The organism is Streptomyces sp. NPDC107471 (genome assembly GCF_055582845.1).
On sequence record NZ_JBVJPC010000005.1, the window covers coordinates 392881 to 418685 of the forward strand.

The window sequence follows — 25805 nt, forward strand, 5'->3', positions numbered from 1 at the left end:
GGTCAGCCGGGCCCGTGCAGCGTGACGTCCACCAGCAGGGCGCGGTGGTCGGTGTCGGCCAGGTCCAGGAAGCGGGCATCGCGCGCGGAGAAGTCCGCCGACACCAGCACGTGGTCGATCTGCGCGCCGATCGCCGTGGCGGTGCGGGCCGGCCAGGTCGGGGTGCGGTCCGATCCCGCGAGCCGGGCCGCGTCCCGCAGGCCGGTGTCGAGGATCGCGCGGAAGGCCGCGTGGTCCTGGGAGGCGTTGAAGTCCCCGGCCAGGACGGTGGGCGCCGTGCCCACGGAGGCCGCGAAGTCGCGCAGGAGCCCCAGCTCCCGCCGCCACACGTCCAGTTGTCCCGGCAGCGGCGGCATCGGATGCGCGAGTTGCAGCCGTACGGCGTGACCGCGCACGTCGGCGACGGCCCCCGGCATGCCCATAGTGCCGTCGCGGATGCCGGCGGCGGGCTCCAGGGGGAAGCGGCTGAGGACGACGGACCCGGTCGAGCCGGCGCCCGCCACGGACCGCCGGTACGGATGGCTCGCGGACAGGGACCGCCGCAGGGCGGCCGAGCAGCCGTACTCGCACTCCTCGACGAACACGATGTCCGGCTTCTGCGCGCGGACGGCGGTGACGAGGGCGTCGGTGGCCCGCCCGAACTCGACGTTCGAGGTCATGACGCGAAAGGAGGCGAGCGCCCGCCCGTCCGGTTCGCCGCCCGGTCCGTACGGGGCGATGAACCACGCCAGCAGGCCGAGGACGACGGCCGCCCAGAGCGTCCCGGGCCACCAGCGGGTGAGCAGGGCGAGGGCCAGGCCCGCCCCGGTGGGCGCGAGCAGCCAGGGCAGGAAGGCGAGGAGCTGGGGGACGGGGGTGACGCCGTCCGTGTCGGCGAGCCGGCATCCGAGGACGACGCTCACGGCGGCGAAGAGCAGGGCGGCGGTCCAGGTACCGAGCCTTCGGCGGGTCACCGTCCCGAGCCTACGAGCGGGCGTCGGCCTTCGCCAGGAACGCCCCGAGCACGGCGTTGAACTCCTGCGCCCGTTCCAGGTTGGGCAGGTGCGCCGCCCCCTCGAAGACGTGCAGCTCCGCGTCCGGGAGCGCCGCGTGCATGGCCTCGGCGTCGGCGACCGGCGTGTAGGTGTCGTCGGCGCCCACCAGCACCAGCGCCGGGACCGCGACCCGGGTCAGCAGTTCGCGGTAGTCGGGGCGGGCGGCACGGGCGCGCAGGGCCGCCGCCGCGGAGGCGGGCCGGGTGGCCGTCATCATGCCGTGGACGTGCGCCTTGACCTCGGGGGAGGCGTAGGGCGCGACCATCTTCTCCAGTACCTCGTCGGCGTAGCCGCGCATCCCCTCGCGCTCCAGTCGGTCCGCCATGGCGTGCCGGACCCGTACGCCCTCCGCGGTCTCCGCCGCCGGGAAGGTGTCGGCGAGGACCAGGGCCCGGATCCGCCCGGGGAAGAGCCGGTAGCAGTCCATGACGATCTGGCCGCCCATGGACAGGCCCGCCAGCACGCACTCCGGTACGTCGTGTTCGTCGAGCAGCGCCTCGATGTCCCGGGCGAAGCGCTCGAAGCGGTCGACCTCGGCGGTCGGCCGAGCGGGGCCGTAGCCGCGCAGGTCCGGGGCGAGCACGCGGTGGGAGGCGGCGAACGCCTCGATCTGCGGGCGCCACATCGTGTGGTCGAAGGGGTGGCCGTGCACCAGGACCAAGGGGATCGCCGTCATGCCGCCGACCCTAGGTCGGCCCGGCTTCTCGGTGCAATAAAATCTTTGCCCTCAGTGCAATCGGAGCAGTGCCATCGCAGCAGTGCGCTCACAGGGGGTCCTCGTGCACGACTACCGGCGTATCGCCGACCGCCTAGCCGCCGACATCACCACCGGACGGCTCCGGCCGGGCGAACGCCTGCCCCCGCAGCGGAAGTTCGCCCGCCGACACGGCATCGCCGCGTCCACGGCGGAACGGGCGTACGGCGAACTCGTACGGCGGGGCCTGGTCGTCGGCGAGGTCGGACGCGGCACCTTCGTGAAGGCCACCGCGCCCGGGCCGTCCGGCAGGGGTCTCATCGAGGACGCGGGGACCCCCGTCAACCTGGAGCTCAACTACCCGTCCGCCGAAGGTCAGTCCGAGCTGCTCGCCGACACCCTCGCGCCGCTGCTGCGCCCCGACGTCCTGACCGAGGCCCTCCGCCCGGCGGCCGCCACCGGCACCCCGGCCGTCCGCGCCGCCGTCGCCGCCCTTCTCACCACCCCCGGCTGGCGCCCCGAGCCGTCCCGGATCCTGTTCACGGGCAACGCCCGCCAGTCCGTCGCCGCCGCCCTCGCCTCCCTGGTGCGGCCGGGCGGCCGGGTCGGCGTCGAGGAGCTGACGTATCCCGTGGTCAAGGAGATCGCGGCCCGGCTCGGCATCACCCTGGTGCCGCTGGCCACCGACGAGGACGGCCTGCGCCCCGAGGCGGTGGCCGCCGCCCACCGCACCGCCCCCCTGTCGGCCCTCTACGTGCAGCCGACCCTGCACAACCCGACGTCCGTCACCATGAGCCCCGGGCGCCGGCGCCGGCTCGCGGCCACCGTGACCGACCTCGGTCTTCCCGTCGTGGAGGACCGCATCTGGTCGTTCCTGGCCGAGGCGGACGACCCCTTCGCCGCGCACGCCCCCGCCCTCACCCATGTCGTCGACGGCCTGTCCAAGCGGGTCGCGCCCGGGCTCACCGTCGGCTTGCTCGTCGTACCGGAAGGACGGGCGGACGCGGTGGCCGACGCCGTCCGCTCCGGGGGGTGGAGTGCCGGGCGGTTCGCGCTGGAGGCGGCGGCCCGCTGGACGGTGGACGGGACCGTGGCACGACTGGTCGGGGCGAAGCGGGCCGACGCGGCGTACCGGCAGCGGGTGCTGGCCGAGTGCCTGGCCGGGTTCGCCGTACGGTCCGATCCGCGCGCCTACTACGCCTGGTGGGAGCTGCCGGACCCCTGGCGGGCGGACACCTTCACGGCCGCCGCCGCGGCGCTCGGCATCGCCCTGACGCCCGGGCCCGCCTTCGCCGTCGACCCGAACCGCACCCCGGACGCGGTCAGGCTCGGGCTCGCGTCGGCCGCTGTGCCGGATCTGGAACGGGCCCTGCGGACCCTCGCCGGGCTCGCAGCGAGCCGTACCGGCCGGTGACCCAGCAGGTCAGGGCGACCGCCAGGCCGACGGCCACCAGCAGCCAGGAGACGGTGCGCAGGGTGCCGGTCAGGGCGTCGTAGACGGCCCCCGCGGCCGGGCGGCGCACCGGGTCGGCCAGGTCGGTCAGGGTCAGCCGGCGGCCGACGGCGACGGCGAGGCCGAGGAGCGCGCCGCCGAGTGCGGTGCCGAGGGCGGTCGCGGTGAGGGCACGGCGGCGGCAGGCGGCGACGGCGATGCCGGCGACGGCGAGGGCGGCGGCCGTGACGGGCAGCCAGAAACCGGCGACTTCGAGCACGTCGTAGCCCTTCCGGAGACGGTCGAGTGCGGGCGCCGGGAGCACGGCGACCTCGGTGCGGGGCAGGGTGACCCGGTGCTCCACCCGGGCGGCGATGGGGGCGATGTCGACGGTCACCTCGTGGTGGCCGCCCTCCCGGACGGCCCGCAGCACGGCCTGGTGGACGGCCCTGTTGCCCGCGTCCCACACGGTGCCGAAGGCCGGGGTCGTGGTGAGGGAGCGCACGAAGGGCCGTACCGGTTCGCCGACCTCGCCCGCCACCGCGTCCGCGACGCTGTCCCGTACGGCCGGGTCGGCGGCGAGCGGTGCCATGGCCGTGACGTACCGGCCCGTGTCGGCGAGGCCGTACGCCGCCCAGGCCGCCAGCGCGCCGAAGGGCACGAGGAGACAGGCCAGGGCGATCAGGGCGGCCGACAGGGCGTCGCGCACACGGGAGCTCACCGTTCCAGGCAAAACCGTCGGGGGCGTCCGCGCGAGCCGTGGAGCCGCGCATTCCGCCCCGCCGGTGCCGGGTTCACCCGAACGGGCGCGGACCCCGGTCCGCTGCCGGCCGGGGTCCGCGTCTCCGCTACCTGATCCGGTTCCCCTCGCCGTCCTCGTGCGTGTAGTAGCGGTAGAAGAACACCAGGAAGATCCCCGCGGCCACCGCCAGTCCCAGGGCCGTCGAGCGCAGCACGCTCTCGCCGGTCTGGCTGTACAGGAAGCCGACGGCCGCCCCGGCGAAACCGGACTTCACGGCCGAGTGCAGTTCCCGCTTGAGCAGCGGGGCGAAGGTCGCCACGGCGATGCACAGCACGATGAACGCCAGGGCCGTGACACAGCCGAACAGCACGTTCCAGCCGGTGATCGGCCCGCCGTCGCGGCGGTTGGCGGCCGCCCAGTAGCCGTAGACCAGCCCGAGCACCACCGGGATGCCGTACCTGGCGGCCGTGTGCACCTTGGCGCCGAAGACATCGGGTGTCCGGGCGAACCCGCCCGCGGGTGCCGCGTGAGCCATGAGAGCACTCCTCTCGTTCCACCCCGATACGCCCCCGACTACCAGAGCACACCTGCGCGGGGGCGGGGGCAAGTCGGATGGCGGCGAAAGGTTCCGCGTGTTTCGCTGGCCGCATGAGCGGTGTCGGCCGGGGACAGGTGCTCCGCGTGCGCGGCCGCAGTGTCGCCTGGGTGCCGCCGCTCCTGCTGCTCGTCGCGATCACCGCGATCGACTACCACACGGCCGCCGAGTTCCGGATGATCTCCTGGGTCGTCCTGGTCCCCGGTATCGCGGCCGCCATCTGCGGGGTCCTCGGCACGGCCGTCCTCGCCGTGCTCTCCCTGGTCACCTACGTCCTCGCCGACGGGTCCTGGCCGCACCAGTACCGGTCGGGCCTGCCCGACTTCATCCTGGTCGCCGTCGGTGGCGTTCTCGCCGTCCTGGCCTGTGCGGTACGGCTGCGCGGCGAGCGCAGCATGCTGCACATGCGGGACGTGGCCGACACCACCCGCCGTACCGTGCTGCGCCCGCTTCCCGCGGTGTGGGGCGGTCTGGAGCACGCGGAGGTGTATCTCGCGGCCGACAGCGAGGCCCGCGTCGGCGGCGACTTCTACGACATCCAGCCCGGCCCGCACGGCACCCGCGTGCTCGTCGGGGACGTCCAGGGCAAGGGGCTCGGCGCGGTCGAGGCGGCGGCCGCGCTGCTCGGCACGTTCCGTGAGGCGGCCTACCACGAACCGGACCTCGCGACGGTCGCCGAGCGGCTGGAGGTCCGGGTGCGCCGGCACGGCGGGCACGTCACCGCGCTCGGCCGCGACGACGGCGACCGCTTCGCCACCGCCGTCCTGCTCGGCTTCCCCGAGGCCGACACCGGCCAGGTGGAGGCCGTGGTCTTCGGCCACGAACCGCCGCTGGTGGTCGGCCCGTCGGGGGTACGGCCGCTGCTCGCCGCCGACGGACTCCCGCTCGGCCTCGTCAGCCTGGCCGCCGACGGCCCGCCGCCCGTCCACCGGGTCCCCCTCGGCCCCGGCGAGACCCTCCTGCTGACCAGTGACGGCGTCACCGAGGCCCGCGACGGCGACGGGGAGTTCTACGCCCTCGCCGACGAGGTGGCCCGCGCCCTCGCCGCCGACCCGGGCACCGTCGAACCCCGCCGCCTGGTGGCCCTCGTCCGCGACGGCACCCTCGGGCACTGCGGCGGCCGGCTCCTCGACGACACCACGGTCTTCGCGGTGCGCAGGGTCGACGAGCGGGCAGGAAAGGGACGTTTGCCGTCCTGAGAACTCCCCTTCCCAGCCACAGCGGTTACCGTGCTGCGGTAAGTGATCGACGGGGGATGGGGAGGGACCGATGCCCGGAACCGTGCTGCTGCTCGCCGCCTCGCCTGTGGGCAGGGGCCGCCTGGTGGACGCGGCGTCCGTGCTACCCGTCCTCGCGGCGGTGCCGCCCGCGGTGCTCTCCGGCACCGACACCGCCACCGTCGTCGAGCTCGCCGACCCCCTGGAACCGCAGGCCGTCCTCACCCGCCTGCGGGCGGTCGCGGCCACCCCGGGCCCGCTCACCGTGTTCGTCACCGGCCAGCTCGCCCTGGACCGCCGCCAGCACCTGCCCCATCTGGCGCTGGCCCGCACCACACCGGCGACCGTGCGCTACACGGCGCTGCCGTGGCAGTGGATCCGCGAGGAGTTCCGGCTGCGGTCCCCGGGGTCCACCACCCTCTTCCTCGACCTGCACGCCGACGCCGACACCTGGGCCCGGCTGCGCACCCACCCGCTCGACTCCGGCCGCAACAACGCGGTCTTCGGGCGGATCGCACCACCGCCGTCCCGGCGTACGGTGGCCGTCCCGGCGTACATGAAGACGATCGCGACGATCCTGCGCAGCGGGTGGCGTCCGCCGGTCGAGCAGTTGCATCAGCAGGCCTTCACCAGGCTGGGCCCCGAGGCGTACGGCGACCTGGTGCTGCCCGCGCCCGCGTGGCCGGGCACCCAGGTGCCGGGCGGGCCGGTGGGCGCGGCCCGGTCCCCGCAGCCGGCCGCCGTTCCTCCCCACCGCCCCGAGGCGTACGGGGGCGCGGTGCCGGCCGTGCCGCCGGTGCCGGTGGTCGCGCCCCGGGTGCCGGGCGCCCAGGTGCCGGGCGGGCCGGCGGGTGCGCAGCGGTCCCCGCAGCCGGCGACCGCTCCTCCGCGGCCGCAGGACCCCCACGTCCAGGTGACCGCCGCGGTCCAGGCCGGTCGCCACCAGGAGGCCGACGCGCTCGCCGCGGCGCACGAGCAGGCCGCCGCCCGGGCCCACGGTCCCGCCTCCGAGCAGGCCCTGCACTGGTCCGAAGTCCGGGCCGACCTCGCGATGTTCGCCAGGGACTCGGCACGTAGCTGCCGGATCTGGCTGACGGTGGCCGAGACCCGGCTGGCCGCCGGTCAGGCCCCCGACTCGCCGGGCGTGGAGAAGGCCGTCGACCGGGCCCACCACCAGTGGGGCCAGGTGCGCGACAAGTCCCGGGCCCAGGAACTGGGCACACCGCTCGCCCAGTTGCGCACCCGCGTCCCGGGCCGCCGCCCCGGCGCCCTGGAGAACGTGCGCAGGCAGCTACAGGAGCTCCAGGCCACCCCGTTCTAGCCGAGCATCGCGAGCGCCCCCGACACCAGGGTCCGCACGCCCGGCGCCACCGTCGACAGGTCCGGGGCGAAGTGCGGGCTGTGGTTGCTGGGGACGGCGTCGAACTTCTCCAGCAGGTCCGCGCCCGGCGCCGCGTCCCAGGTGGCGGCCGGGGTGCAGGTCACGAACCAGTAGGAGTAGGGGAGTTCGCCGAGCGCGAGCTTCGAGAAGTCCTCGCTGCCCATCGCCGGGCCGGAGTCGAAGACGGTGTCGGTGCCGAAGACCTCGCGGTGCACGGCGGCGATCCGGTGGTCGGTCTCCGGGTCGTTGACCGTGAGCGGGAACGAACCGCCGACGGTCACCTCCGGCTCGCGCGGGCAGCCGGCCGCCGAGCACTCGCCCTCGGCGATCCGGCGGATCGCGGCGGTCATCCGGTCCCGCACCGTCTCGGACTGGGTGCGCAGGTTGAGGGAGATGCGGGCGGTGGCGGGGATGACGTTCGGGGCGGTGCCCGCCTCGATCCGGCCGACGGTCAGGACGGCCGACTCGCGCGGTGCGATCTCCCGGCTGACGACCGTCTGGAGCCGCGTGACGATGTAGGCGGCCGTGACGACGGGGTCGACCGCCGTCTCGGGGCGGGAACCGTGCCCGCCCCGGCCGTGCACCACGATCTCGACGTCCGTGGTCGCCGACATGATCAGACCCGGCACGTGCGCGTACAGGCCCGCCGGGCCCGGTACCGCGTGCTGGCCCAGCAGCACGTCGGGGCGCGGGACCCGGTCGTAGAGGCCGTCGGCGACCATCGCGGCCGCTCCCCCGCCGGCCTCCTCGGCGGGCTGGCCCACCAGGACCAGCGTGCCGGACCAGGCGTCCCGGCCGTCCGCGAGCGCCTTCGCCGCCCCCGCGAGCCAGGTCACGTGCAGGTCGTGCCCGCAGGCGTGCATCACCCCGGGCGTCCGCGAGGCGTACGGCAGTCCGGTGCGCTCCTCGACGGGCAGCGCGTCCATGTCGGCGCGCAGCAGCACGGTCGGACCGTCGCCGTTGCGCAGGACGCCCGCGACGCCGGTGCCGGCGATGCCCTCGGCGGTCTCGAAACCGGCCGCCTTCAGCCGCTCGGCGAGCCGGGCCGCCGTGCGGTGCTCCTCGAACGACAGCTCGGGGTGGCGGTGCAGGTCCCGGTAGAAGTCCTCCAACTCGGGGACCGGGAGACCGGCGGTGAGGTCCAGCGCGGCACGGGCGGCGACAGAGGTCATGCGGGCAGCGTAGGCGCCGGGGGCGCGGGGCGCAGGGGGACCCGGGCCGGCCTCGCTTGGTGGAACCTTTACCCGGACGTGTCCGTTCACCGGGTGAGAGCACTCAGACGAGTACCGAGGTGACGTCAATGGCACTGTTCGACCGGCTCAAGGACCAGGCCAGGAACCTGCAGCAGCAGGCGCAGGGCGGGCGCGGCACGACGACCGGCGGGCACGGACACGGCAGCGCCCGCGGCGGTTCGCGCGCCCAGCTCGTCGGCGTCCTGAAGACCCAGCTCGGCTCCCTCAAGGCCGAGCTGAAGAGCGGCGCGTACCGGGACGCCAGCATGGCGATGTGCGCCCTGGTCGCGGCCGCGGACGGCCAGGTGGACGCGGCCGAGATCCAGCAGATGGAGTCCCTGATCCTGGGCAACGACGTGCTGCAGAACTTCCCGCCGGAGCAGTTGCGCCAGCGCTTCCACAAGCACGTGGACCAACTGACCCGCAACTTCCCGCAGGGCAAGGCCGAGGCGCTCCAGGAGATCGCCAAGGCCGCCAAGAAGCCCACCGAGGCGCGCGCGGTGATCCAGACCGGCATCGTCATCGCCGGTGCCGACGGCCACTTCTCCCAGGCGGAGCAGGCGGTCCTCAGGGAGGCGTGCACGGCCCTCGGCGTCCCGCCGGCGGAGTTCCAGCTCTGAGGAGCCGCTCCACTCGCCGCTCGTCGTCAGCGGTCCCCGGCCACGTGCTGTGGCTGGGCGGCCCGCTCCTCGGCCGGGTGCGGGCCCTCCGCTTTCGCGGGGCCCGCGTTGGCCGCCAGGACCAGTGTGGCCACGGCCACGACGGCGGCGGCGAAACCCCTCGTGTAGCGCGCGGTGGTGCTGGTGCGTTCGAGCACGGCGACCTCGCAGCGGTGGCGGTGATGTACCCAGGGCGGTGACGGTGTATTAAGCAGGGTTAATACGCCGTTTAACCTAGGGGCTGCGGGAGCCGAACGGCAAGAGGGGCTTGGGGAGTTGGCCATGTCGGAGCGGGACGACCCGGGCGTCATCGGGCGACGGGTGCAGCGGTTGCGGGTCGAACGCGGGCTGACCCAGAAACAGGTGGCCGAACCGGCCTACACACCGGCCTACATCTCCACCCTGGAGTCCGGGCGGGTGCGGCCCTCCGACGACGCGCTGCGGCACCTCGCCGACCGGCTCGGCGTCGGCTTCGAGGAACTGGCCACCGGCCGCCCGGCCCGCCTGGTGACCGACCTGCGGCTGCGCCTCACCGAGGCCCAGCGCACCCTCGCCACCGGGGAGGCCGATGAGTCCGCCGGCCAGTACGCCGCCCTGCTCGCCGAGGCCGACGCGCTCGACCTGCCCGAGGTGCGGGCCGCCGCCCTGCTCGGGCTCGGCGAGTGCGCCGTGGAGACCGGCGAACTCGGTGCCGCCCGCCAGTACTTCGAACAGGCCGAGAAGGCCCTCGGCGCCGACGTCCCGCTGCCCGCCCGGGTGCCCGCCCTGCGCGGACGCGCCCTCGCCCACTACCTCACCGGTGAACTCCGCTACTCGGTCTACCTGCTGGAGTCCACCATCGACGAGCTCAACCGCGGCGGTCTGCACGACCCGGACGCCCTGCTCCTGCTGTACGCGAGCGTCATCGGCCCCTACATGGACATGGGCGCCCACGCGCGCGCCGCCCAGGCCGCCGAACTTGCCCTCGCCCTCGCCCCGAGCTCCGGCGACCCCGCCCTCGTCGCCCGGATGCACCGGTCCGTCGCCCGCACCCTGCTCGCCGAGGGCCGCCTCGCCGAGGCCGACGCCTCCCTCGCCAAGGCCGCCGAGCTGTACCGGCAGCTCCAGCTCCGCACCGAACTCGCCAACTGCCACTGGATGCGCGGCTACGTCTACGCGCAGAACGGCGAACTGGAGCGCGCCGAGGACGAGTTGCGGCAGGCCCTCGCCATGCTCTCCGCCAAGCGGGCCGCCCTCTACTCCAGCCAGGCCGCCGTAGAGCTCGCCGACGTGCTGCACCGGCGCGGCAAGTCCGACGAGGCCGCCGCCCTGCTCCAGGAGGTGCTCAGCGACCTCAGTTCCGAGCGCGGGGCGCTGCACTCCGCCGCCGCCCACCGCCTCCTCGGGATCATCGCCGAGGACGCCCGGGACACCGAGGCCGCCGAGGAGCACTACGTCCGTGCCCTGAGCCTCCTGGAGCGGGCCGGCGCCGCCGGTGACCTGGCCGACCTGTGCCGGCTGCTGGGCGATCTGCTCCGCCGTACGGGACGTGTGGAGGCGGCCCTGGACGCGTACCGGACCGGCCTCGGACACCGGACGGCCCCCGGCACCACCACCCTGGGACCCGCACCCGCACAGCCGCCTCTATGACCCTTCCGGGCCTGTGCACAGGGGCGTCCGGTTAGCCTGCCCGGGACGGACGAGCGGGTGGGGCACAGCGCGTGGAAGACCAGAGGACGGTGACCGGACGGACCGGGGCCGGACGGACCGTGGCCGAGGGGCTGCGGTTCGTCGCGCTCGGCGTGCGCGTGCTGGTCCACGTCACGCTCGGCGGCGCGGCGCTGCTCGCCGTGGCCACCGTCGCCTCGGTCCTCGGACCCACCCTCGCCCTGGACCTCTACACTCCGCCCGTGGCCGCCTGGTGGACCGTGTTCACCGCGGTCGCGGTCCAGGGCGTGCCCTTCCTCCTGCTCGGCACCGTCGTCTCCGCCGCGATCGGCGCGTTCGTGCCGGAGCGGGTCTTCACCCGGCTCCTGCCGCGCAACCAGGCCCTCGCGGTGCCGGTGGCGGGCGCGGCCGGGGTCGTGCTGCCGGGCTGCGAGTGCGCCTCGGTGCCGGTGGCCGGGAGCCTCATGCGGCGTGGGGTGGCCCCGGCGGCGGCGCTCGCCTTCCTGCTGTCCGCGCCCGCGATCAACCCCGTGGTGCTGGTCGCGACCTCCATCGCGTTCCCCGGGCAGCCCGGGATGGTGCTCGGCCGGCTGGTCGCCTCGCTCACCACGGCCGTGGTGATGGGCTGGCTGTGGGCGAGGTTCGGGCGCGAGGAGTGGCTGCGGCTGCCGAAACGATCAACCGGGGCGTCCCCCCGGGGGCTGCGGGCCTTCGGCACCGGGCTCCAGCACGACTTCCTGCACGCGGGCGGCTTCCTGGTGCTCGGCGCGGCGGCCGCGGCGACCTTCAACATCGCGGTCCCGCGCTCGGTGCTCGACCTCTTCACCGGCTCGGCCTGGCTGTCGGTGCTGCTGCTCGCCGTCCTCGCGGTGGTGCTGTGCGTGTGCAGCGAGGCGGACGCGTTCGTGGCCGCCTCGCTCAGCGGCTTCTCGCCGACCGCGAAGCTGGCCTTCATGGTCGTGGGACCGATGGTCGACCTCAAGCTGATCGCCCTCCAGGCGGGCACCTTCGGGCGGGCCTTCGCCGTCCGCTTCTCCTCCGTCACCTGGGCGGTGGCCCTGCTGAGCAGCGTGCTCGTCGGGTGGTGGCTGCTGTGAGGCGCTACGGCCCCTGTCTGCTGCTCGTCCTCGTCGGCGCGGCGGTCCTGCGGATCTCGCTCCTGAGCGAGCTGTACCTGCGGTACGTGCAGGCGGGGCTGCGGCCCTACCTGGTGGTGTCCGGCGTGGCGCTGGTGCTGCTGGGCGCGTGGACGGCGGTCGTACGGCGGACCGGGCACGCGACGGAGGAGGCGGAGGAGGACGAAGGGGCGGCCGACGGTCACGAAGCCGGTCACGGTCACGCACACGGTGCCGCCGGTCCCCGGGTCGCCTGGCTGCTCACCCTGCCCGCCCTCGCCCTGCTGCTCTTCCCGCCGCCCGCGCTCGGCTCCTACAGCGCCGAGCGCGAGGCGGCACAGCGCGCGGCCCAGGGCGTGGGGACCTTCCCGGCCCTGCCCGCCGGGGACCCGGTCGAGCTCACCCTGGGGGAGTTCTCCTCGCGGGCGATATACGACAGCGGGCACTCCCTGAAGGGCCGTACGGTCCGGATGACCGGGTTCGTGACCCACGGCGACGACGGGACCTGGTACCTCACCCGGCTCTCCGTCACCTGCTGCGCGGCCGACGCCACCACCAGCAAGGTCGAGGTGCGCGGCGCCGCGGACGGGGCCCCGCCGGTCGACACCTGGATCACCCTCACCGGCACCTGGCACCCCGAGGGCGCCCTCGGCACCGACAGCGCCTGGCCGCCCGTCGTGGACGCGAGCGCGGTGCGGCGGGTGCGGGAGCCGGCCGATCCGTACGAGAAGCGCTGACCGGATGCCGGGCGGTCGCCGACCTCCTGGGGGACGGCGACCGCCACGGTGGGGACACACGCCGCCAGGCGCGGTCCTCCGGGAAGGTCCCCGGCCCGCTCGGGACGGCGGGAGGCGCCCCGGTCGGCGTCGCGGAACAGGGACGAGGAGCACGGCCCGGCCCGGTTCGGGGCCGACAGGGCAGGAGGGGGCGGGGCGCGGGGCGGCTCGGGCACGCTTCGACGCGGTGCGGCCGCTCCCTGACCGTCATCGAAGACCGTAATGAATCGGTGTGCGGTCTGTGAAGGGCGCGCGGGGCGACTCGCGTTGCCCGGCGGCCGGGCCCGCCGCCGCTCCGGCTCCGGCGTTTCGCCCCGTGGACGAGGGGTAGCCGGGCGGTGCCCCTGGGCGGGAGGACCACGAGCGGCGCCCCCCGCTCCCGGTGACTCTGCCCGGGGGCCGACGACGGACAGTCCCGCGCTGACCGAAGGAGGCGGTGACCGTGCGGCCCAGGGACGCCCACGGCGACGCCCACGGCGACGAGCCGGGTCGATCCCCCGGGTCGGCGGGCGAGGCCGGCACCTGCGCCACCCCGGGCGACGGCACCGGTTCGTTCGCGCCGCCGGGAGCCGGGCCGCGCCGGGCGGAGCCCGAACGGCAGGGCGGCCGGGAGCCGGGCCGGGGCGGCGGGGGCGAGCGCGAGACCCTGCCGCCGCGTGCGGGCGGCCACGACGGAGCCGGGCCGCGGCCGGTGCGGGACCAGGTGCGGGTCGCCGACGTGATCGCGGCGGGGGTGCGGGGCGCCGAGCCCGCGGAGATCCCGGGCCGGTTGTGCGCGGCCGCCGTCGAACTGCTGCCGGTGGCCGGGGCGAGCGTGTCACTGCGCAGCAACGGCATGCCGGTCCAGCTCAGCTCCAGCAACGACCGGGCCGCACATCTGTCGGACCTTCAGGCCACCCTGGGGGACGGGCCCTGTACGGCCGCGGCGGCGGCCGGCGCCGCCGTGTTCGCCACCGACCTGACCCGCGACCCGGCCGCGGTCCGCTGGCCGGTCTTCGCCCAGCAGGCCACCGCCGCCGGGATACGGGCCGTGTACTCGATGCCGCTCGGCAACGACTCCCTGTGCGTGGGCACCCTCGACCTCTACCGCGACGCCCCCGGCGAGCTCACCCGGCGCGAGCTGCGTGTCGCCGAACTCGTGGCCAGTGTCATGACGGTGGCCCTGATGGCCCTGCCCCGGGGGGACGAGAACGGCCCCGACGGCGACGACCCCTGGCTCAGCGGACTGGCCACCGCGCACGACGAGGTCTACCAGGCCGTCGGCATGATCATGGTGCAGCTCGGCGTCGACTCGGACGAGGCGCTGGCCCGGCTGCGCGCGCACGCCTTCGCGCACAGCCGCAGCGCGCTCGAGGTGGCCCACGACGTCGTCCGGCACCGCAAGCGGTTCGACCGGGACTGACCGCTCACCGTCCGCTCAACGACCGTTCACACCTGCACCCGCCCCTGTCTGCGCACCTCCGCCAGCCGCTCGGCGCCCAGTTGGACGACCGCCTGCGTGGCGTCCGTCTGCACGTCGCCGAAGCCGCCGTTGGTCACGCTGATCGCGTCCTCCCCCACGCGGAGCGCGGCGACGTCCAGGGTGAGGGTCGTCGGCTCGCCGTCCGGCGACTCCCCGGTCAGCAGCACCCGCAGCCCCTGCCGGGCGTCCCCCGCCTCCGGCAGGGACAGCTCGGCGACCTGCACCCCGAGGACCGCCCCCGTGGTCGTGGTGGCCGCGAACTGCGAGCACGTGCGCGGCAGGGTCCTGAGCCAGGCCAGGGTCCGGTCGATCTCCGCCGGGGGGCGCGCGAGCACCTGGTAGCGCATCTGGGCCTGGTTCCACTCGTCGTCCATCCCGACGACCGCGCCGGGCCGGGCGTCGGCGCCGAACAACTCGTCGGCGTACAGGGCGTCGAGCAGCCGCTGGCACTCCCGCCGGTCGGCCTTCGCCTTCAGCACCTCGTCGTGCCAGGTGGCCACCCCCTGGGTCGGTGTCCACGGCTCACCGAGGTCCGCGTCGGTGACGAGCGCGGCCCGCGCCATCGCCTCGGTGAGGGCCGAGGACGGGCCGGAGGACGCCTTCGGGGACGGCGGCGGTGCGCTGCTCGGCGGTGTGATCGACGGCCTCGGGGCGGTCGGCGGCGTGGAGAGCGCGGAACAGGCGGTGGCGGCCAGGAGCCCGGACAGGGCGACCGCGGAGGCGGCGGCGCGGGTGGCGCGGGGCGGGGTCATGCTTCAGGTGATCACCGGGTGCCGGGACGTCACCAGCGGTCCGGGCCGTACGGGTTACGCGGTCACCCCTTCAGGAGACCTGCTGCAACAGCCCGCGCACCGCCTCGTCCACCACCCGGTACCGCACGACCCGGCCCTCCTTCTCCCCGGCCACCACCCCGGCCGCCCGCAGCAGCCGCAGCGCCTGGGAGACGGCGGGGTCGTTCATGCCGGTCGCGATCGCGAGGTCGGAGACGGCCAGCGGGCCGGTGCGGTGCAGGGCGAGCAGCAGGGACAGCCGGTTGGGGTCGGCGAGCAGGGCGAAGCGGTCGGACCAGGTGCGGACGTGTCCCGGGTCGCCGATCGCGGCGATGGCGTCGCACACCCGGTGTCCGTCGATGGTGCGGCGGTCGGCTCGGTCGGCCGGGACGAGGTGCATGGCGCACATCCTCGCAGGCGGCCATGTGTGATCTTCCATACCTGCGCAGGTGTGCAGCTATGCAGGAACCCCCGGCCCCGCCTACGGTGGGCGGGCCGTGGTGCTCGGGAAACCGGTGACGACCCCTCAAAGGTCCATACCGGTGCGGCCCTCGCCACTGTGATCGGGGAGTCTCCCTCCCACGTCCCTCGCGGGACAGCCACTGGCCGTGACCATCAGGCCGGGAAGGCGGGCCGGGAGACGTACGACCCGTAAGCCAGGAGACCGGCCACGGCAGCTCACGCGTTCATCCACGAGGTGCTGGAGTGACCACCGTATGACCGACCCTGCCCTGCCCAAGGTCTCCGCCTCGTTCCGCTGGCGGCGCGAGGACACCGTGAAGACGGCCGGTCTGATGGCCGCGATAGCCGCGCTGCACGTCCTCGCCTTCGGCATCCTGTTCCTGCTCGTCGTCCCCGGCCACTACGAGGTCGGCGACAAGGCCTTCGGCATCGGGCTCGGCATCACGGCCTACACCCTCGGGATGCGGCACGCCTTCGACGCGGACCACATCGCCGCGATCGACAACACCACCCGCAAGCTGATGGCGGACGGCCAGCGGCCGGTGTCGGTGGGGTTCTGGTTCGCGCTCGGCCACTCCAGTGTGGTGGTCCTGCTCGCCGCGCTCATCGCGGGCGGCACCCAGCTCGCCGGCAAGGTCATGAACGAGGGCTCGGGCACCCACCAGGCCCTGGGCTTTCTCGGTACGACGATCTCCGGCACGTTCCTCTACCTCATCGCCGCCCTCAACCTGGTCGCCCTGGTGGGCATCCTGAGGGTCTTCCGGGCGATGCGGGCGGGGTCCTACGACGAGCGGGAACTGGAGCAGCACCTCGACTCGCGCGGGTTCATGAACCGGGTGCTCGGCCGGCTCACCAGGTCCATCACCCGGCCGGGGCAGATGTACGCGCTGGGCTTCCTGTTCGGGCTCGGCTTCGACACCGCCACCGAGGTCACGCTGATGGTGATGGCCGGCTCGGGCGCGGCCGCCGGACTGCCCTGGTACGCCATCCTCTGCCTGCCGCTGCTGTTCGCCGCCGGCATGAGCCTGTTCGACACCCTCGACGGCACGTTCATGAACTTCGCCTACCAGTGGGCCTTCTCCAACCCCGTCCGCAAGGTCTTCTACAACCTCGCCATCACCGGGCTGTCCATCGCGGTCGCCTTCTTCATCGGCACGATCGAGCTCGTCGGCGTGCTGCACGACAAGCTCGACCTCACCGACGCCCTCACCACCTGGATCGCCGACATCGACCTCGACAACGTCGGCTACGTCATCGTCGGCCTGTTCGTGGTGGTGTGGGCGGCGGCGATCGCCTACTGGCGGCTCGCGAAGGTGGAGCAGCGCTGGGGCGTCAGCAGTTCTTGAGGGACCAGATCGGGCTCCAGTTGTAGGAGTTGCTGCTGCCGCCCGCCGGTACCGAGGTGACGGTGCCACCGTCCTGGCCGTAGAAGCGGGCGGTCGCACCGCCGGTCTGGGAGTTGCGGTAGGAGCCGGTGCCGACCCAGTTGGACAGGGTGTAGGTGTCGCAGTAGTAGAAGTAGTAGACGACGTAGTTGCCCTGCGTGGCGTCCCAGGTCGCGGTGCACAGGTTGCCGCTCTCGCAGGTGATGGACTCGCGGGCGGCCACGTGCAGGATCTTGTTGGGCTTCGGCCAGGCCGTGGGCGGCTCGGCGGCCGCTCCCGCGGGCAGCGCCGAGGCGGGCGGTGCGGCCGGCATGGTCAGGACCTGGCCGAAGTCCCGGTTGTCCGGGGCGGCGCCGGCGGGCCCGGCCGTGAACACGGCCGTCAGCGCCAGGCCCAGGACCCCGAGGCCGGCGAGCAGAGTACGTCGTGTGTCGCGCATGTGGTGTCGAACCCCCTGTGGGAAAAGGACATCCTTCGCGATCACAGGCTGGCTCCGACGCGCCGGTTCCCGCCACACCCTGAAGCCGTGCCTTAAACGGAGCCCGTCCCTTCGAGCAGGGCACGTCCGGCGGGTGTGACGGTGTGCAGCACATGCCGGCCGCGGCGCACGCTCAGCAGCAGTCCCGCCCGGCGCAGGACCGCCGTGTGCTGGCTGGCGGCCGCGCCGGAGATGCCCAGGAGGTGGGCGAGTTCACCGGTCGTCCGGCCCGCGACGACCTCCTCCAGGATCGCCGCGCGGGTCCGGCCGACCAGGGCGGCGAGGTTCCTGCCGGGTGCCGTCCTGCCGGGCGGGCGGGCCCAGCCGAGGGTGGGCTGGATGGGGTAGACGAGGACGGGCGGCAGGTCGGGGGCGGCGAGCGTGACCGGCCGGCGAAGGCAGAACAGCGACGGCTGGAGCAGCAACCCGCGTCCGTCGAGCCGCAGTTCGCGCGCCACGGGGTAGTCGGCCTCCAGCACGGGCGGGCGCCAGCGCAGCACGGGGCCGAAGCTCGCGAGCAGTGCGTCGGTGCCGCCCCTGAGCACCTCCCGGCCACGGGCCGCCCGGTCGGCGTCCACCTGGGCCCGGACCTGCGGCCAGAACGGGGCGAGTGCCGAGCGGTGGTAGCCGCGCAGGGCGGCGCCCAGGCGGCGCAGTGCCGGGGGCTCCCCGTCGGCCAGGGCGCGGGCCTCGGCGGGCAGCGGGCGGGTGCGGCTCGGGGAGGCGGCGAGTCTGCTCAGGTCTCTGCGCAGGGTGGTGCGGGGCGTTCGCAGCACGGTGTCGACCGCGCCCTCCAGGTCGTGGGAGCCGCCGAGGTCGGGGGTGAGGAAGTCCGGGGAGTAGCCGCGCGGCGGGAGCAGCGCGGCGAGCAGGGCGTGCGCCGGGCGCAGCCGTGCGCGCACCAGTCGCCGCCAGTCGCCCAGCAGCAGGGGCGCGTCCTCCCCGGCCAGCGCCTGGAAGCTGTTGGTGATCTCCCACAGGGGGTCGGGTGCGGGGGCCACCCGCACGCGTGCGATGTCGTCGGTCGTGAAGTGCACCCGCAGCATGGGGGGTTCTCCGATGGTGGTCGGTCATCGGGTGGGTGGCGGTGCCCCCTGACAGTGACGTGGCCGCGGGTGCCCGGGCAAGGGGGCATTCGGTCACCCCCGGTCGTCAGACCCCCTCCACCGCCGTCAGCCACAGCTTCACGTACCGCTCCACGTCGACCGCCAACCCCACGTCGACGAGGGTCACTTCGCGCTCGCCCTCGTGGATCTCGGACTCGCCGGGGCGCGCGCGGCGGTCGACGACGGTCTGGCCGCGGGTCGGGCCCGGCGCCAGGCTCACCTCCACCGGCAGCAGCTCGGTGGTCAGTCCCTCCGGGTCGACGACCGCGCACACCGCGCCCGCGTCGCCGAGTCCGCCCATGGGGGTGGGGTCGCCGGAGGTGGCGGGGTCGCGGTGGGCGAGGAGTTCGCCGGCCATCCGCAGGGACGGTTCCGCGCTCGCGCGCAGCCGCTGGACGTCGGCGGCCGGCACCAGGACCTGCTGGAAGACGTCCAGGCCGTACATCGTGATCGGCACCCCGGCGGTGAGCAGGACCGCGGCCGCCTCGGGGTCGTGCCAGACGTTGAACTCGGCGACCGGTGTGGCGTTGCCGGTCGCCACCGCGCCGCCCATGAACACGATCCGCTCGATGTTGCGCACCACTTCGGGGTGGGTGCGCAGGAGCAGCGCGATGTTGGTGAGCGGGGCGGTCGGGACCAGCGTGACGGGGGTGGGCGAGGCGAGGATCTCCCGCCGGAGCAGTGTCACCGCGTCCACGTCCACCGCGACCCGGGTCGGCGCGGGCAGCCCGAGGTCGCCCATGCCGTCCAGCCCGTGCACGTGCTGTGCGGTGCGCACGGGTTCCAGCAGCGGCCGCGCGGCGCCCCGGGCGACCGGGACGTCCCCGGCACCGGCCTGCTCCAGCACGGTCAGCGTGTTGCGGACGACGCCGTCGACGTCGGTGTTCCCGGCGACACAGGTGACCGCGCGCAGGTCGATGCCGGGATGCCGGACGGCGAACAGCAGGGCCAGGGCGTCGTCGACGCCGGTGTCGCAGTCGATGATCACCGGGATGGGCTGACCGGTCACGGCGGGGGTCCTTTCGTCACTGGCGTACGGGACCGACCTTACGCAGCCGCCCACAGTTCGGCCCCGCGGTCCCGGTCGCGGGCGCCGACCCGGTCCAGCAGGGCGTCGACCGGCACGGTTCCCGGCCTGCGCCCGTCCCGCAGCCGTACCGCCGCAGCGTCGGCGCCGGCCTCCCGCTCGCCGATCACCGCCTGGTACGGCACGAGGCGGGCGGCGCGGACGCGGGCGCCGAGGGTGCCGTGGCCGGGGCCGGAGAGCTCGGCCCGGATGCCGCGCGCGAGAGCCCGCCGTACGACGTCGCCGGCCCGTTCCTCCTGGGCCTCGCCCACCGGCAGGACCACGAGCTGCACGGGGGCGAGCCACACCGGGAAGGCGCCGCCGTGCGCCTCGACGAGATGGGCGACCGCCCGTTCCACGCTGCCGATGACACTGCGGTGGACCATCACCGGGCGGTGCCTTCCGCCGTCGGGGCCGGTGTAGCGGAGGTCGAAGCGTTCCGGCTGGTGGAAGTCGATCTGGACGGTGGACAGGGTGGACTCGCGGCCGGCGGCGTCGGTGACCTGGACGTCGATCTTGGGGCCGTAGAAGGCGGCCTCGCCCTCGGCGGACTCGTACGCGACGCCGTCCAGGGCCTCTTCGAGGAGGGCGGTGGCGCGGCGCCAGAGCGCGGGGTCGGCGACGTACTTGCCGGAGCCGCCCGGCAGGGACAGCCGGTACCTGGTCGCCCGGATGCCTAGGTCGTCGTGGGCGCGCCGGACGAGGTCGAGGGCGCCGCGGGCCTCCGCCACGGCCTGCTCGGGGGTGCAGAAGATGTGGGCGTCGTTGAGCTGGATGGCGCGGACCCGGGTGAGGCCACCGAGGACGCCGGAGAACTCGGAGCGGTACATCCCGCCCAACTCTGCGATCCTGAGGGGCAGTTCGCGGTAGCTGTGGGACCGCGACCGGTAGATGAGGGCGTGGTGCGGGCAGAGGCTGGGCCGCAGCACGACCTCCTCGCCGCCCAGCCGCATCGGCGGGAACATGTCGTCGCCGTAGTGCGACCAGTGCCCGGAGATCTCGTACAGCTCCCGCTTGCCGAGCACGGGCGAGTACACGTGCCGGTACCCGGCGGCCCGCTCGGCGTCCCGGACGTACTCCTCCAGGACGTGCCGTACGACGGCCCCGTCGGGCAGCCAGTACGGCAGCCCCGCGCCCATCAGCGGATCGGTGTCGAACAGGCCGAGCTCACGGCCGAGCCGGCGGTGGTCGTTCGCGTGGTCGTTCACGGGGTCTCCCTCACGGTGGGGGGCGGGAACCGGCGGGAACGACGAAGCCCCGGGGCACTCGCCCCGGGGCTTCGGACTGCTCAACGGTCAGCGCGCCGGGACCTGCTCCGGCGTCGTCGTGCTCGACGGGATGACGTGGGCGCGCTGCATGGGGCGAGGGTAGGCGGCGGCGCGGGGGCGGCGCCACGCATTTCGGCGCCGTGCCGGAGTTTCGGGTCGATGTCAGGAGGCCCGGTCGGGGACGGGCTCACGGGGCTTCGCCGTGTGCACCACCGCCACCGCGGAGAGGGCCACCGCCAGGCCCAGCGCGGTCTGCGCGGTGAAGGGCTCGTCGAACATCACCGCGCCCCAGACGGCGGTGACGGGCGCCATGAGGAACATGAGGGTGTTGACCTCGGTGACTCCGGAGCGCTGGAGGACGAGCCAGTACAGGCCGTAGCCGCCGAAGGTGGAGAGGGTCACGAGCCAGACCGTCGCCAGCCAGAAGGAACCGCTGGCCGGCGGGGTGGCGGTGCCGGTGAACAGGGCGGCGGCCGTGAACACGACGGCGCTGGTGGCGCAGTGGACGGTCATCGACACGGCCGGGGTCACCGGGGTGCGGGAGCGCCGGTCGAGGAAGGTGGCCGCGACCAGCGAGAGCATCCCGGCGAACGGGACGAGGTAGGCCCACCACGCCACCCCCGTCGTGGACGCCGCGTCGGCCACGGTGACCAGGGCGACTCCGCCGAGGCCCAGACCCAGGCCCAGCCACTGCCGGGGCGGGACGTACTGGCGCAGCAGCGGACCGGCGAGCGCGCCCGCGACCAGCGGTTGGGTGCCGTCGATCAGGGCCGTCGTACCGCTGGAGACGCCGAGCTGGATGGCGTGGTAGACGGTGAGCAGGTAGCCGCTCTGCGAGAGCAGCCCGACCACGACCTGCCGGGCGAGGGTGCGAGGCGTCAGGGAGTGCCGGTGCGCCCGGCCCCGGTACCCGGCGAACACCGCGAGGGCCACCGCCAGGGGCAGGAACCGCCACATCAGCAGCGTCGTCGCGCCGGCGTCCTGCGTGCCCAGCTTGGCGCCGACGAACCCGGAGCTCCAGCAGACCACGAAGGCGGCGGAGAGCAGGACGTTCATGCAGGTCACCACCCGAGACTAAACAGATCGGTATACGTCCTTGCCGTGACCACTATACAGATCGGTATAGTCGGCAGGGTGACAGACGGAACGGACCAGGTACGGCGGATCACCATGACCCCGGGCGCGCGGCGGGCCCTCGCGGCGGCGTCCCGGCTGTTCTACGAGCGCGGCATCCACGCGGTCGGCGTGGACCTGATCGCCGCCGAGGCCGGGGTGACCAAGAAGACGCTCTACGACCGGTTCGGCTCCAAGGAGCAGATCGTCGTGGAGTACCTCGCCGACCGGGACGAGCGCTGGCGGGCCCAGCTCCTGGAGCGGCTGGAGACGGCGGGACCCGGGGCCGCCGACCGGGTCCGCGCGGTCTTCGAGGCCTCCCGGGAGTGGATGGACGCCAACAGCCCCAAGGGATGCGGCATGGTCAACGCGCACGCCGAGATCAGCGACCCCGCCCACCCGGCGTACGCCGTCATCACCGGCCAGAAGCAGTGGATGCTCCGGCTCTTCACCGACCTCGCCCCCGACCGGGCCCACGTCCTGATGCTGCTGCACGAGGGCGCCATGGTCGCCCACGGCCTGCACGTCTTCCCCGACCCGATCGGGCAGGCCCGCGACCGGGCGGTGGAACTCCTCGGCGCTCGGGCTTCCTGACGAGGGCGCCCTCCACACCCCTCCCCGGCGCATCCAATCCGCGGTCCGCGCAGAAACGGATTACACCCGGACATGTCCCGACCGCGGAGGCCCTCGGTGAAGGAAGCAGTGCATATCGGAAGAAGTCCATCGGTGGAGCCTGATCTTCAGGAGCTGGTGGGCCGGGTGGCGCTGGGCGACGAGGAGGCGTTCGCCCGGGTCTACGACACCGTGGTGGGCTCGGTGCTCGGCGTGGTGCGTGCCGTGCTGCGCGATCAGGCGCAGTCGGAGGAGGTCGTGCAGGAAGTCCTCGTGGAGGTGTGGCGGACCGCCCCCCGCTACCGCCCCGACCTCGGTACGGCCATCAACTGGATCCTCACCCTGGCGCACCGCCGGGCGGTGGACCGCATCCGCTCGGCGGACGCCGCCGCCGCCCGCGACCACAAGGCCGCGCTGCTGGACCGGCTGCCCGAGTACGACGAGGTCGCCGAGCACGTCGAGGCCCGCCTGGAACGGGAACAGGTACGGCGCTGTCTGCGCACCCTGACCGAGATCCAGCACCAGGCCGTGACCCTCGCCTACTACCGGGGACTGACCTACCGTCAGGTGGCGGAGGCGCTGGCGCTTCCGCTCGGCACCGTGAAGACCCGGCTGCGCGACGGACTCATCCGGCTGCGCGACTGCCTGGGGGTGACCGCGTGACCGCCGTCGACCTGCACCGGATGACCGGCGCCTACGCCCTGCACGCCCTGTCCGAGGAGGAGAACGCCGCGTTCGAGCGCCACCTCCCGGGCTGCGAGCCGTGCGCCCAGGAGACCGCCGAACTGCGCGCCACCGCCGCCCGGTTGGGGCTCGCCGCCACCACGGCACCCCCCGTGGCCCTGCGCGCACAGGTGCTGCGCCGGATCACCGCCGTCCGCCAGGTGCCGCCCGGTCCGCCGGCCGGGGCGCTCACCGTGCGGACCGGGTGGCGCACCCGGGCCCTGTCCCGGTGGGCGCTGGCGGCCTGTCTCGCGGCGGCCACGGCGCTCGGCGGCACGACCGTGTGGCAGTACCAGCGGGCCGAGGACGCCCGCAGTCGGGCCGGACAGGCGGTACGGACGACGGACGAGATCGCCGCCGTGCTGTCCGCGCCGGACGCCCGGACGCGGGCCGCCGAGCTGGCGGACGGCGGCACCGGCACCGTCGTCGTCTCGCGCGGTCTGGACCGGGCCGTCTTCGCCGTCTCCGGCATGGCCCGGCCCCCCGGCGGCAAGGTCTACCAGCTCTGGTTCGACGAGGACGGCACCATGCGCTCCGCCGGTCTGATGGACCCCGGCCGCAGCGACCAGACGGTCCTCATGCGGGGCGCGGTCGACGGGGCGTCAGGCATGGGCGTCACCGTCGAACCCGCGGGCGGCTCGGCGCGTCCCACCTCCGCCCCGGTCGCCCTGATGAGCTTCCCGGGCTGACGAGTTCAGGAAATTTCATCAGATCGTGGGGGACGACCAATCCGCCCGGCTTCCGGATCCGGATTCCCCACGTGACCGAGAACGAGAAGGAACCGAGGGGCAGGAGCGGCCTGTTGAGGCTGCTGCCCGGCGCGCTCAGCGGCGTGCTGGCGGGTTGCGCCGCGCTCGCGGTCGCCGAGGCGGTGGCCGGCGCGGTACGCCCGCAGTCCGGCCCCGTGGTCGCGGTGGGCGGGGCGGCCATCGACCGTACGCCCGCCGCGGTGAAGGACTGGGCGATCCGGCAGTTCGGCACCGACGACAAACTCGTCCTCCGGCTCGGGATCCTCGCGGTGCTGGCCTTTTTCGCCCTGGCCCTGGGAATCACCGCGCTGCGGTTCCGGCGCACCGGCGCGGCGGGCGTGCTGCTGTTCGGCGCCGTCGGCGCGGTCGCGGCGGTGAGCCGTCCCGACGCGGCGGGGGCCGCGGACGCCCTCCCCTCGATCGTCGGCGCCGCGGCCGGGGCGGTGGTGCTGTACGTCCTCGCGGGCCGTCTCGTGCTCCGGGCCCGCGGCACGGCCGCCGTGGACGGTCCGCGACCGGCCGACGCCACCGTCGTACCGGACCCGGGCCCCTCGCGGACACCGGCGACGACCCACCGTCCCGCGCAGGCCCCCGCGCCCGGTTCCACGGGTGCGGCGGATCGCGGGCTGCCCGAGCCCGGTTCCACGGGCGCGGCGGATCCCGGGCTGCCGGGCCCGGAGCCGCGGACCGTGGCGGCCGCTGCCCCCGACCCCGGCCGCGCGTCGGTGCCCGAGCCTGGTTCCACAGGTGCGGCGGGTCCCGGGCTGCCCGGACCGGGGTCGCGGACCGTGGCGGACGGCGCCCCCGACCCCGGCCGCGCGTCGGTGCCCGAGCCCGGTTCCACGGGTGCGGCGGGTCGCGGGTTGCCCGGCCCGGGGTCGCGGACCGTGGCGGCCGGCGTCCCCGGCCGCGCGTCGGTGGCCGCCGGGGCGCGGGACTGGGACCGGCGTGGGTTCGTGCTCGCGGCGGGGGTCACCGCCGTGGCCTCGGCCGGGGCGGGCCTGCTCGGCCGGTCCCTGAGCGGTGCCGGGAGCCGGGACGCGGTCGCCTCCCGCAAGGCCGTGGTGCTTCCCCGGCCGGCCTCCCCGGCCCCGCCCGTCCCCAGGGGCGCCGCGCTGCGGATCCCCGGGGTCAGCCCGTTCGTCACCCCCGACGGCTCCTTCTACCGCGTCGACACCGCCCTCGTCGTGCCCAAGGTGGACGCCGGTTCCTGGCGGCTGCGCCTGCACGGCGAGGGAGTCGCCCGCCCGCTCACCCTCTCCTACGACGACCTGCTCCGCCGTGACCTGGTCGAGCGCGACATCACCCTCACCTGTGTCTCCAACGAGGTCGGCGGCCCCTACGTCGGCAACGCCCGCTGGACCGGCGTACGACTGGCCGGGCTGCTGGCCGAGTGCGGGGTCGAACCGCCGTCCCGGGGCGGCCCGGCCGACCAGATGGTCGCCCACTCGGTGGACGGCATGACGATCGGTACCCCGGTCGAGGAGGTCATGGACGGCCGCGACGCGCTCCTCGCCGTCGGCATGAACGGCGAGCCCCTGCCCTTCGCCCATGGCTTCCCGGTCCGCATGGTGGTGCCCGGCCTCTACGGCTTCGTCTCCGCCTGCAAGTGGATCGAGGACCTCGAACTCACCACCTTCGACGCCTACGACCCCTACTGGGTCAAGCGCGGCTGGGCCCGCGAGGCGCCGATCAAGACGCAGTCACGGATCGACACCCCCAAGCCGTTCGCCCGGCCGGAGGCCGGCACCGTCATGGTCGCCGGGGTCGCCTGGGCCCAGCACCGCGGCATCGGCAGGGTCGAGATACGCGTCGACGACGGCCCCTGGCAGCAGGCCCGGCTGGCGGCCGAGGACTCGCGCGACACCTGGCGCCAGTGGTCCTTCCCGTGGCGGGCGACCAAGGGCGGCCACACCCTCACCGTGCGCGCCACCGACCGCACCGGCGCGGTGCAGACGGACAGACGCGCCCGCACGATCCCCGACGGCGCCAGTGGCCGGCACTCCGTCGTGGTCACCGTCGAGTGACCTCCCCGAACCACCTTCCGCACACCGACACCACGCAGTTCGAACCCCTCAACAGGAGAA

The 25805-nt window shown here is 74.6% G+C and carries 26 protein-coding genes and 1 riboswitch; of the genes, 13 read left to right on the plus strand and 13 right to left on the minus strand.

Annotation, left to right across the window (positions count from 1 at the left end):
- Positions 1–2 precede the first annotated feature (2 nt).
- Together ACZ66S_RS19195 and ACZ66S_RS19200 are read right to left on the minus strand one after the other, a co-directional pair.
- Positions 3–953, minus strand: a complete 951-nt coding sequence (locus ACZ66S_RS19195) for an endonuclease/exonuclease/phosphatase family protein (protein ID WP_469902693.1) — start codon at positions 951–953, stop codon at positions 3–5.
- 10 nt (positions 954–963) lie between these two features.
- Entirely contained in the window at positions 964–1710 is a 747-nt protein-coding gene (locus ACZ66S_RS19200) for an alpha/beta fold hydrolase (protein ID WP_469902694.1), read from the minus strand.
- A gap of 103 nt (positions 1711–1813) precedes the next feature.
- On the opposite strand from ACZ66S_RS19200, the gene ACZ66S_RS19205 reads away from it, so the two are divergent.
- Positions 1814–3142, plus strand: coding sequence for an aminotransferase-like domain-containing protein (locus ACZ66S_RS19205; RefSeq protein WP_469903022.1), 1329 nt, complete (start codon positions 1814–1816; stop codon positions 3140–3142).
- Here the strand turns inward: ACZ66S_RS19205 and ACZ66S_RS19210 are convergent.
- Positions 3051–3881 (minus strand): hypothetical protein, encoded by an 831-nt coding sequence (locus ACZ66S_RS19210; protein WP_469902695.1) that lies wholly within the window; start codon positions 3879–3881, stop codon positions 3051–3053. The two genes, ACZ66S_RS19205 and ACZ66S_RS19210, sit on opposite strands and share 92 nt — an antisense overlap.
- A gap of 127 nt (positions 3882–4008) precedes the next feature.
- Positions 4009–4437, minus strand: coding sequence for a hypothetical protein (locus ACZ66S_RS19215; RefSeq protein ID WP_469902696.1), 429 nt, complete (start codon positions 4435–4437; stop codon positions 4009–4011).
- A 113-nt stretch (positions 4438–4550) separates the two neighbouring features.
- Between ACZ66S_RS19215 and ACZ66S_RS19220 the strand changes: the two genes are divergently transcribed.
- Complete coding sequence (locus ACZ66S_RS19220; RefSeq protein WP_469902697.1) at positions 4551–5696, plus strand: PP2C family protein-serine/threonine phosphatase; 1146 nt, start codon at positions 4551–4553, stop codon at positions 5694–5696.
- Positions 5697–5766: 70 nt separating this feature from the next.
- Positions 5767–7035 (plus strand): hypothetical protein, encoded by a 1269-nt coding sequence (locus ACZ66S_RS19225; RefSeq protein WP_469902698.1) that lies wholly within the window; start codon positions 5767–5769, stop codon positions 7033–7035.
- Here ACZ66S_RS19225 and ACZ66S_RS19230 read toward each other — a convergent pair.
- The gene (locus ACZ66S_RS19230; RefSeq protein ID WP_469902699.1) at positions 7032–8267 is read right to left on the minus strand and encodes an amidohydrolase; all 1236 of its coding nucleotides are present in this window, start codon (positions 8265–8267) and stop codon (positions 7032–7034) included. The two genes, ACZ66S_RS19225 and ACZ66S_RS19230, sit on opposite strands and share 4 nt — an antisense overlap.
- Before the next feature lie 128 nt (positions 8268–8395).
- Between ACZ66S_RS19230 and ACZ66S_RS19235 the strand changes: the two genes are divergently transcribed.
- Entirely contained in the window at positions 8396–8947 is a 552-nt protein-coding gene (locus tag ACZ66S_RS19235; RefSeq protein WP_469902700.1) for a tellurite resistance TerB family protein, read from the plus strand.
- A gap of 26 nt (positions 8948–8973) precedes the next feature.
- Here ACZ66S_RS19235 and ACZ66S_RS19240 read toward each other — a convergent pair whose 3' ends face one another.
- Positions 8974–9144 (minus strand): hypothetical protein, encoded by a 171-nt coding sequence (locus ACZ66S_RS19240; protein ID WP_469902701.1) that lies wholly within the window; start codon positions 9142–9144, stop codon positions 8974–8976.
- A gap of 124 nt (positions 9145–9268) precedes the next feature.
- Between ACZ66S_RS19240 and ACZ66S_RS19245 the strand changes: the two genes are divergently transcribed.
- The 4 genes from ACZ66S_RS19245 (at position 9269) to ACZ66S_RS19260 (ending at position 13926) form a co-directional block, all read left to right on the plus strand.
- Positions 9269–10615, plus strand: coding sequence for a helix-turn-helix domain-containing protein (locus ACZ66S_RS19245; RefSeq protein ID WP_469902702.1), 1347 nt, complete (start codon positions 9269–9271; stop codon positions 10613–10615).
- A 71-nt stretch (positions 10616–10686) separates the two neighbouring features.
- Positions 10687–11730, plus strand: coding sequence for a permease (locus ACZ66S_RS19250; protein WP_469902703.1), 1044 nt, complete (start codon positions 10687–10689; stop codon positions 11728–11730).
- Positions 11727–12485 carry a TIGR03943 family putative permease subunit gene (locus ACZ66S_RS19255; protein WP_469903023.1) on the plus strand — a complete coding sequence of 253 codons (759 nt, stop codon included), beginning with the start codon at positions 11727–11729 and terminating at the stop codon, positions 12483–12485. The genes ACZ66S_RS19250 and ACZ66S_RS19255 overlap by 4 nt, the downstream gene beginning before the upstream one ends.
- A 481-nt stretch (positions 12486–12966) precedes the next feature.
- Positions 12967–13926: a GAF and ANTAR domain-containing protein gene (locus ACZ66S_RS19260; protein WP_469902704.1), complete on the plus strand. Its 960-nt coding sequence runs from the start codon at positions 12967–12969 to the stop codon at positions 13924–13926.
- A gap of 26 nt (positions 13927–13952) precedes the next feature.
- Here ACZ66S_RS19260 and ACZ66S_RS19265 read toward each other — a convergent pair whose 3' ends face one another.
- Together ACZ66S_RS19265 and ACZ66S_RS19270 are read right to left on the minus strand one after the other, a co-directional pair.
- Positions 13953–14738, minus strand: coding sequence for a hypothetical protein (locus ACZ66S_RS19265; RefSeq protein WP_469902705.1), 786 nt, complete (start codon positions 14736–14738; stop codon positions 13953–13955).
- Between the two features lie 70 nt (positions 14739–14808).
- Positions 14809–15156 carry an ArsR/SmtB family transcription factor gene (locus tag ACZ66S_RS19270; protein ID WP_469902706.1) on the minus strand — a complete coding sequence of 116 codons (348 nt, stop codon included), beginning with the start codon at positions 15154–15156 and terminating at the stop codon, positions 14809–14811.
- Between the two features lie 81 nt (positions 15157–15237).
- Positions 15238–15443: riboswitch (cobalamin riboswitch) on the plus strand.
- Between the two features lie 29 nt (positions 15444–15472).
- Here ACZ66S_RS19270 and nicT point away from each other — a divergent pair.
- Entirely contained in the window at positions 15473–16564 is a 1092-nt protein-coding gene (gene nicT / locus ACZ66S_RS19275; RefSeq protein WP_469902707.1) for a Nickel transporter NicT, read from the plus strand.
- Here nicT and ACZ66S_RS19280 read toward each other — a convergent pair.
- From ACZ66S_RS19280 to ACZ66S_RS19300, 5 genes are all read right to left on the minus strand, one after another.
- Positions 16551–17042: a hypothetical protein gene (locus ACZ66S_RS19280; protein ID WP_469902708.1), complete on the minus strand. Its 492-nt coding sequence runs from the start codon at positions 17040–17042 to the stop codon at positions 16551–16553. The two genes, nicT and ACZ66S_RS19280, sit on opposite strands and share 14 nt — an antisense overlap.
- A gap of 92 nt (positions 17043–17134) precedes the next feature.
- On the minus strand, positions 17135–18127 hold the full coding sequence (locus ACZ66S_RS19285; RefSeq protein WP_469902709.1) for an ArsR/SmtB family transcription factor: 993 nt from the start codon (positions 18125–18127) through the stop codon (positions 17135–17137).
- 106 nt (positions 18128–18233) lie between these two features.
- The gene (locus ACZ66S_RS19290) at positions 18234–19196 is read right to left on the minus strand and encodes a nucleoside hydrolase (RefSeq protein ID WP_469902710.1); all 963 of its coding nucleotides are present in this window, start codon (positions 19194–19196) and stop codon (positions 18234–18236) included.
- Between the two features lie 38 nt (positions 19197–19234).
- Positions 19235–20461 carry a threonine--tRNA ligase gene (gene thrS / locus ACZ66S_RS19295; protein WP_469902711.1) on the minus strand — a complete coding sequence of 409 codons (1227 nt, stop codon included), beginning with the start codon at positions 20459–20461 and terminating at the stop codon, positions 19235–19237.
- A gap of 222 nt (positions 20462–20683) precedes the next feature.
- On the minus strand, positions 20684–21577 hold the full coding sequence (locus ACZ66S_RS19300) for a DMT family transporter (protein ID WP_469903024.1): 894 nt from the start codon (positions 21575–21577) through the stop codon (positions 20684–20686).
- Positions 21578–21691: 114 nt separating this feature from the next.
- On the opposite strand from ACZ66S_RS19300, the gene ACZ66S_RS19305 reads away from it, so the two are divergent.
- The 4 genes from ACZ66S_RS19305 (at position 21692) to ACZ66S_RS19320 (ending at position 25745) form a co-directional block, all read left to right on the plus strand.
- Positions 21692–22228: a TetR/AcrR family transcriptional regulator gene (locus ACZ66S_RS19305; protein WP_469903025.1), complete on the plus strand. Its 537-nt coding sequence runs from the start codon at positions 21692–21694 to the stop codon at positions 22226–22228.
- Positions 22229–22324: 96 nt separating this feature from the next.
- Entirely contained in the window at positions 22325–22909 is a 585-nt protein-coding gene (gene sigK / locus ACZ66S_RS19310) for an ECF RNA polymerase sigma factor SigK (protein ID WP_469902712.1), read from the plus strand.
- Positions 22906–23658, plus strand: coding sequence for an anti-sigma factor (locus tag ACZ66S_RS19315; RefSeq protein ID WP_469902713.1), 753 nt, complete (start codon positions 22906–22908; stop codon positions 23656–23658). The genes sigK and ACZ66S_RS19315 overlap by 4 nt, the downstream gene beginning before the upstream one ends.
- A gap of 71 nt (positions 23659–23729) precedes the next feature.
- Positions 23730–25745 (plus strand): molybdopterin-dependent oxidoreductase, encoded by a 2016-nt coding sequence (locus ACZ66S_RS19320; RefSeq protein ID WP_469902714.1) that lies wholly within the window; start codon positions 23730–23732, stop codon positions 25743–25745.
- The last annotated feature ends 60 nt before the right edge of the window (positions 25746–25805 follow it).

What these genes read in the sequence shown, in the direction of transcription:
- ACZ66S_RS19265 (WP_469902705.1), bottom strand. Translation starts at nt 14,738, where the DNA reads ATGACCCCGCCCCGCGCCACCCGCGCCGCCGCCTCCGCGGTCGCCCTG.
- ACZ66S_RS19215 (WP_469902696.1), bottom strand. Translation starts at nt 4,437, where the DNA reads ATGGCTCACGCGGCACCCGCGGGCGGGTTCGCCCGGACACCCGATGTC.
- ACZ66S_RS19220 (WP_469902697.1), top strand. Translation starts at nt 4,551, where the DNA reads ATGAGCGGTGTCGGCCGGGGACAGGTGCTCCGCGTGCGCGGCCGCAGT.
- ACZ66S_RS19200 (WP_469902694.1), bottom strand. Translation starts at nt 1,710, where the DNA reads ATGACGGCGATCCCCTTGGTCCTGGTGCACGGCCACCCCTTCGACCAC.
- nicT (WP_469902707.1), top strand. Translation starts at nt 15,473, where the DNA reads ATGACCGACCCTGCCCTGCCCAAGGTCTCCGCCTCGTTCCGCTGGCGG.
- ACZ66S_RS19235 (WP_469902700.1), top strand. Translation starts at nt 8,396, where the DNA reads ATGGCACTGTTCGACCGGCTCAAGGACCAGGCCAGGAACCTGCAGCAG.
- ACZ66S_RS19245 (WP_469902702.1), top strand. Translation starts at nt 9,269, where the DNA reads ATGTCGGAGCGGGACGACCCGGGCGTCATCGGGCGACGGGTGCAGCGG.
- ACZ66S_RS19225 (WP_469902698.1), top strand. Translation starts at nt 5,767, where the DNA reads ATGCCCGGAACCGTGCTGCTGCTCGCCGCCTCGCCTGTGGGCAGGGGC.
- ACZ66S_RS19270 (WP_469902706.1), bottom strand. Translation starts at nt 15,156, where the DNA reads ATGCACCTCGTCCCGGCCGACCGAGCCGACCGCCGCACCATCGACGGA.
- ACZ66S_RS19280 (WP_469902708.1), bottom strand. Translation starts at nt 17,042, where the DNA reads ATGCGCGACACACGACGTACTCTGCTCGCCGGCCTCGGGGTCCTGGGC.
- ACZ66S_RS19300 (WP_469903024.1), bottom strand. Translation starts at nt 21,577, where the DNA reads ATGAACGTCCTGCTCTCCGCCGCCTTCGTGGTCTGCTGGAGCTCCGGG.
- ACZ66S_RS19305 (WP_469903025.1), top strand. Translation starts at nt 21,692, where the DNA reads ATGACCCCGGGCGCGCGGCGGGCCCTCGCGGCGGCGTCCCGGCTGTTC.
- ACZ66S_RS19230 (WP_469902699.1), bottom strand. Translation starts at nt 8,267, where the DNA reads ATGACCTCTGTCGCCGCCCGTGCCGCGCTGGACCTCACCGCCGGTCTC.
- ACZ66S_RS19285 (WP_469902709.1), bottom strand. Translation starts at nt 18,127, where the DNA reads ATGCTGCGGGTGCACTTCACGACCGACGACATCGCACGCGTGCGGGTG.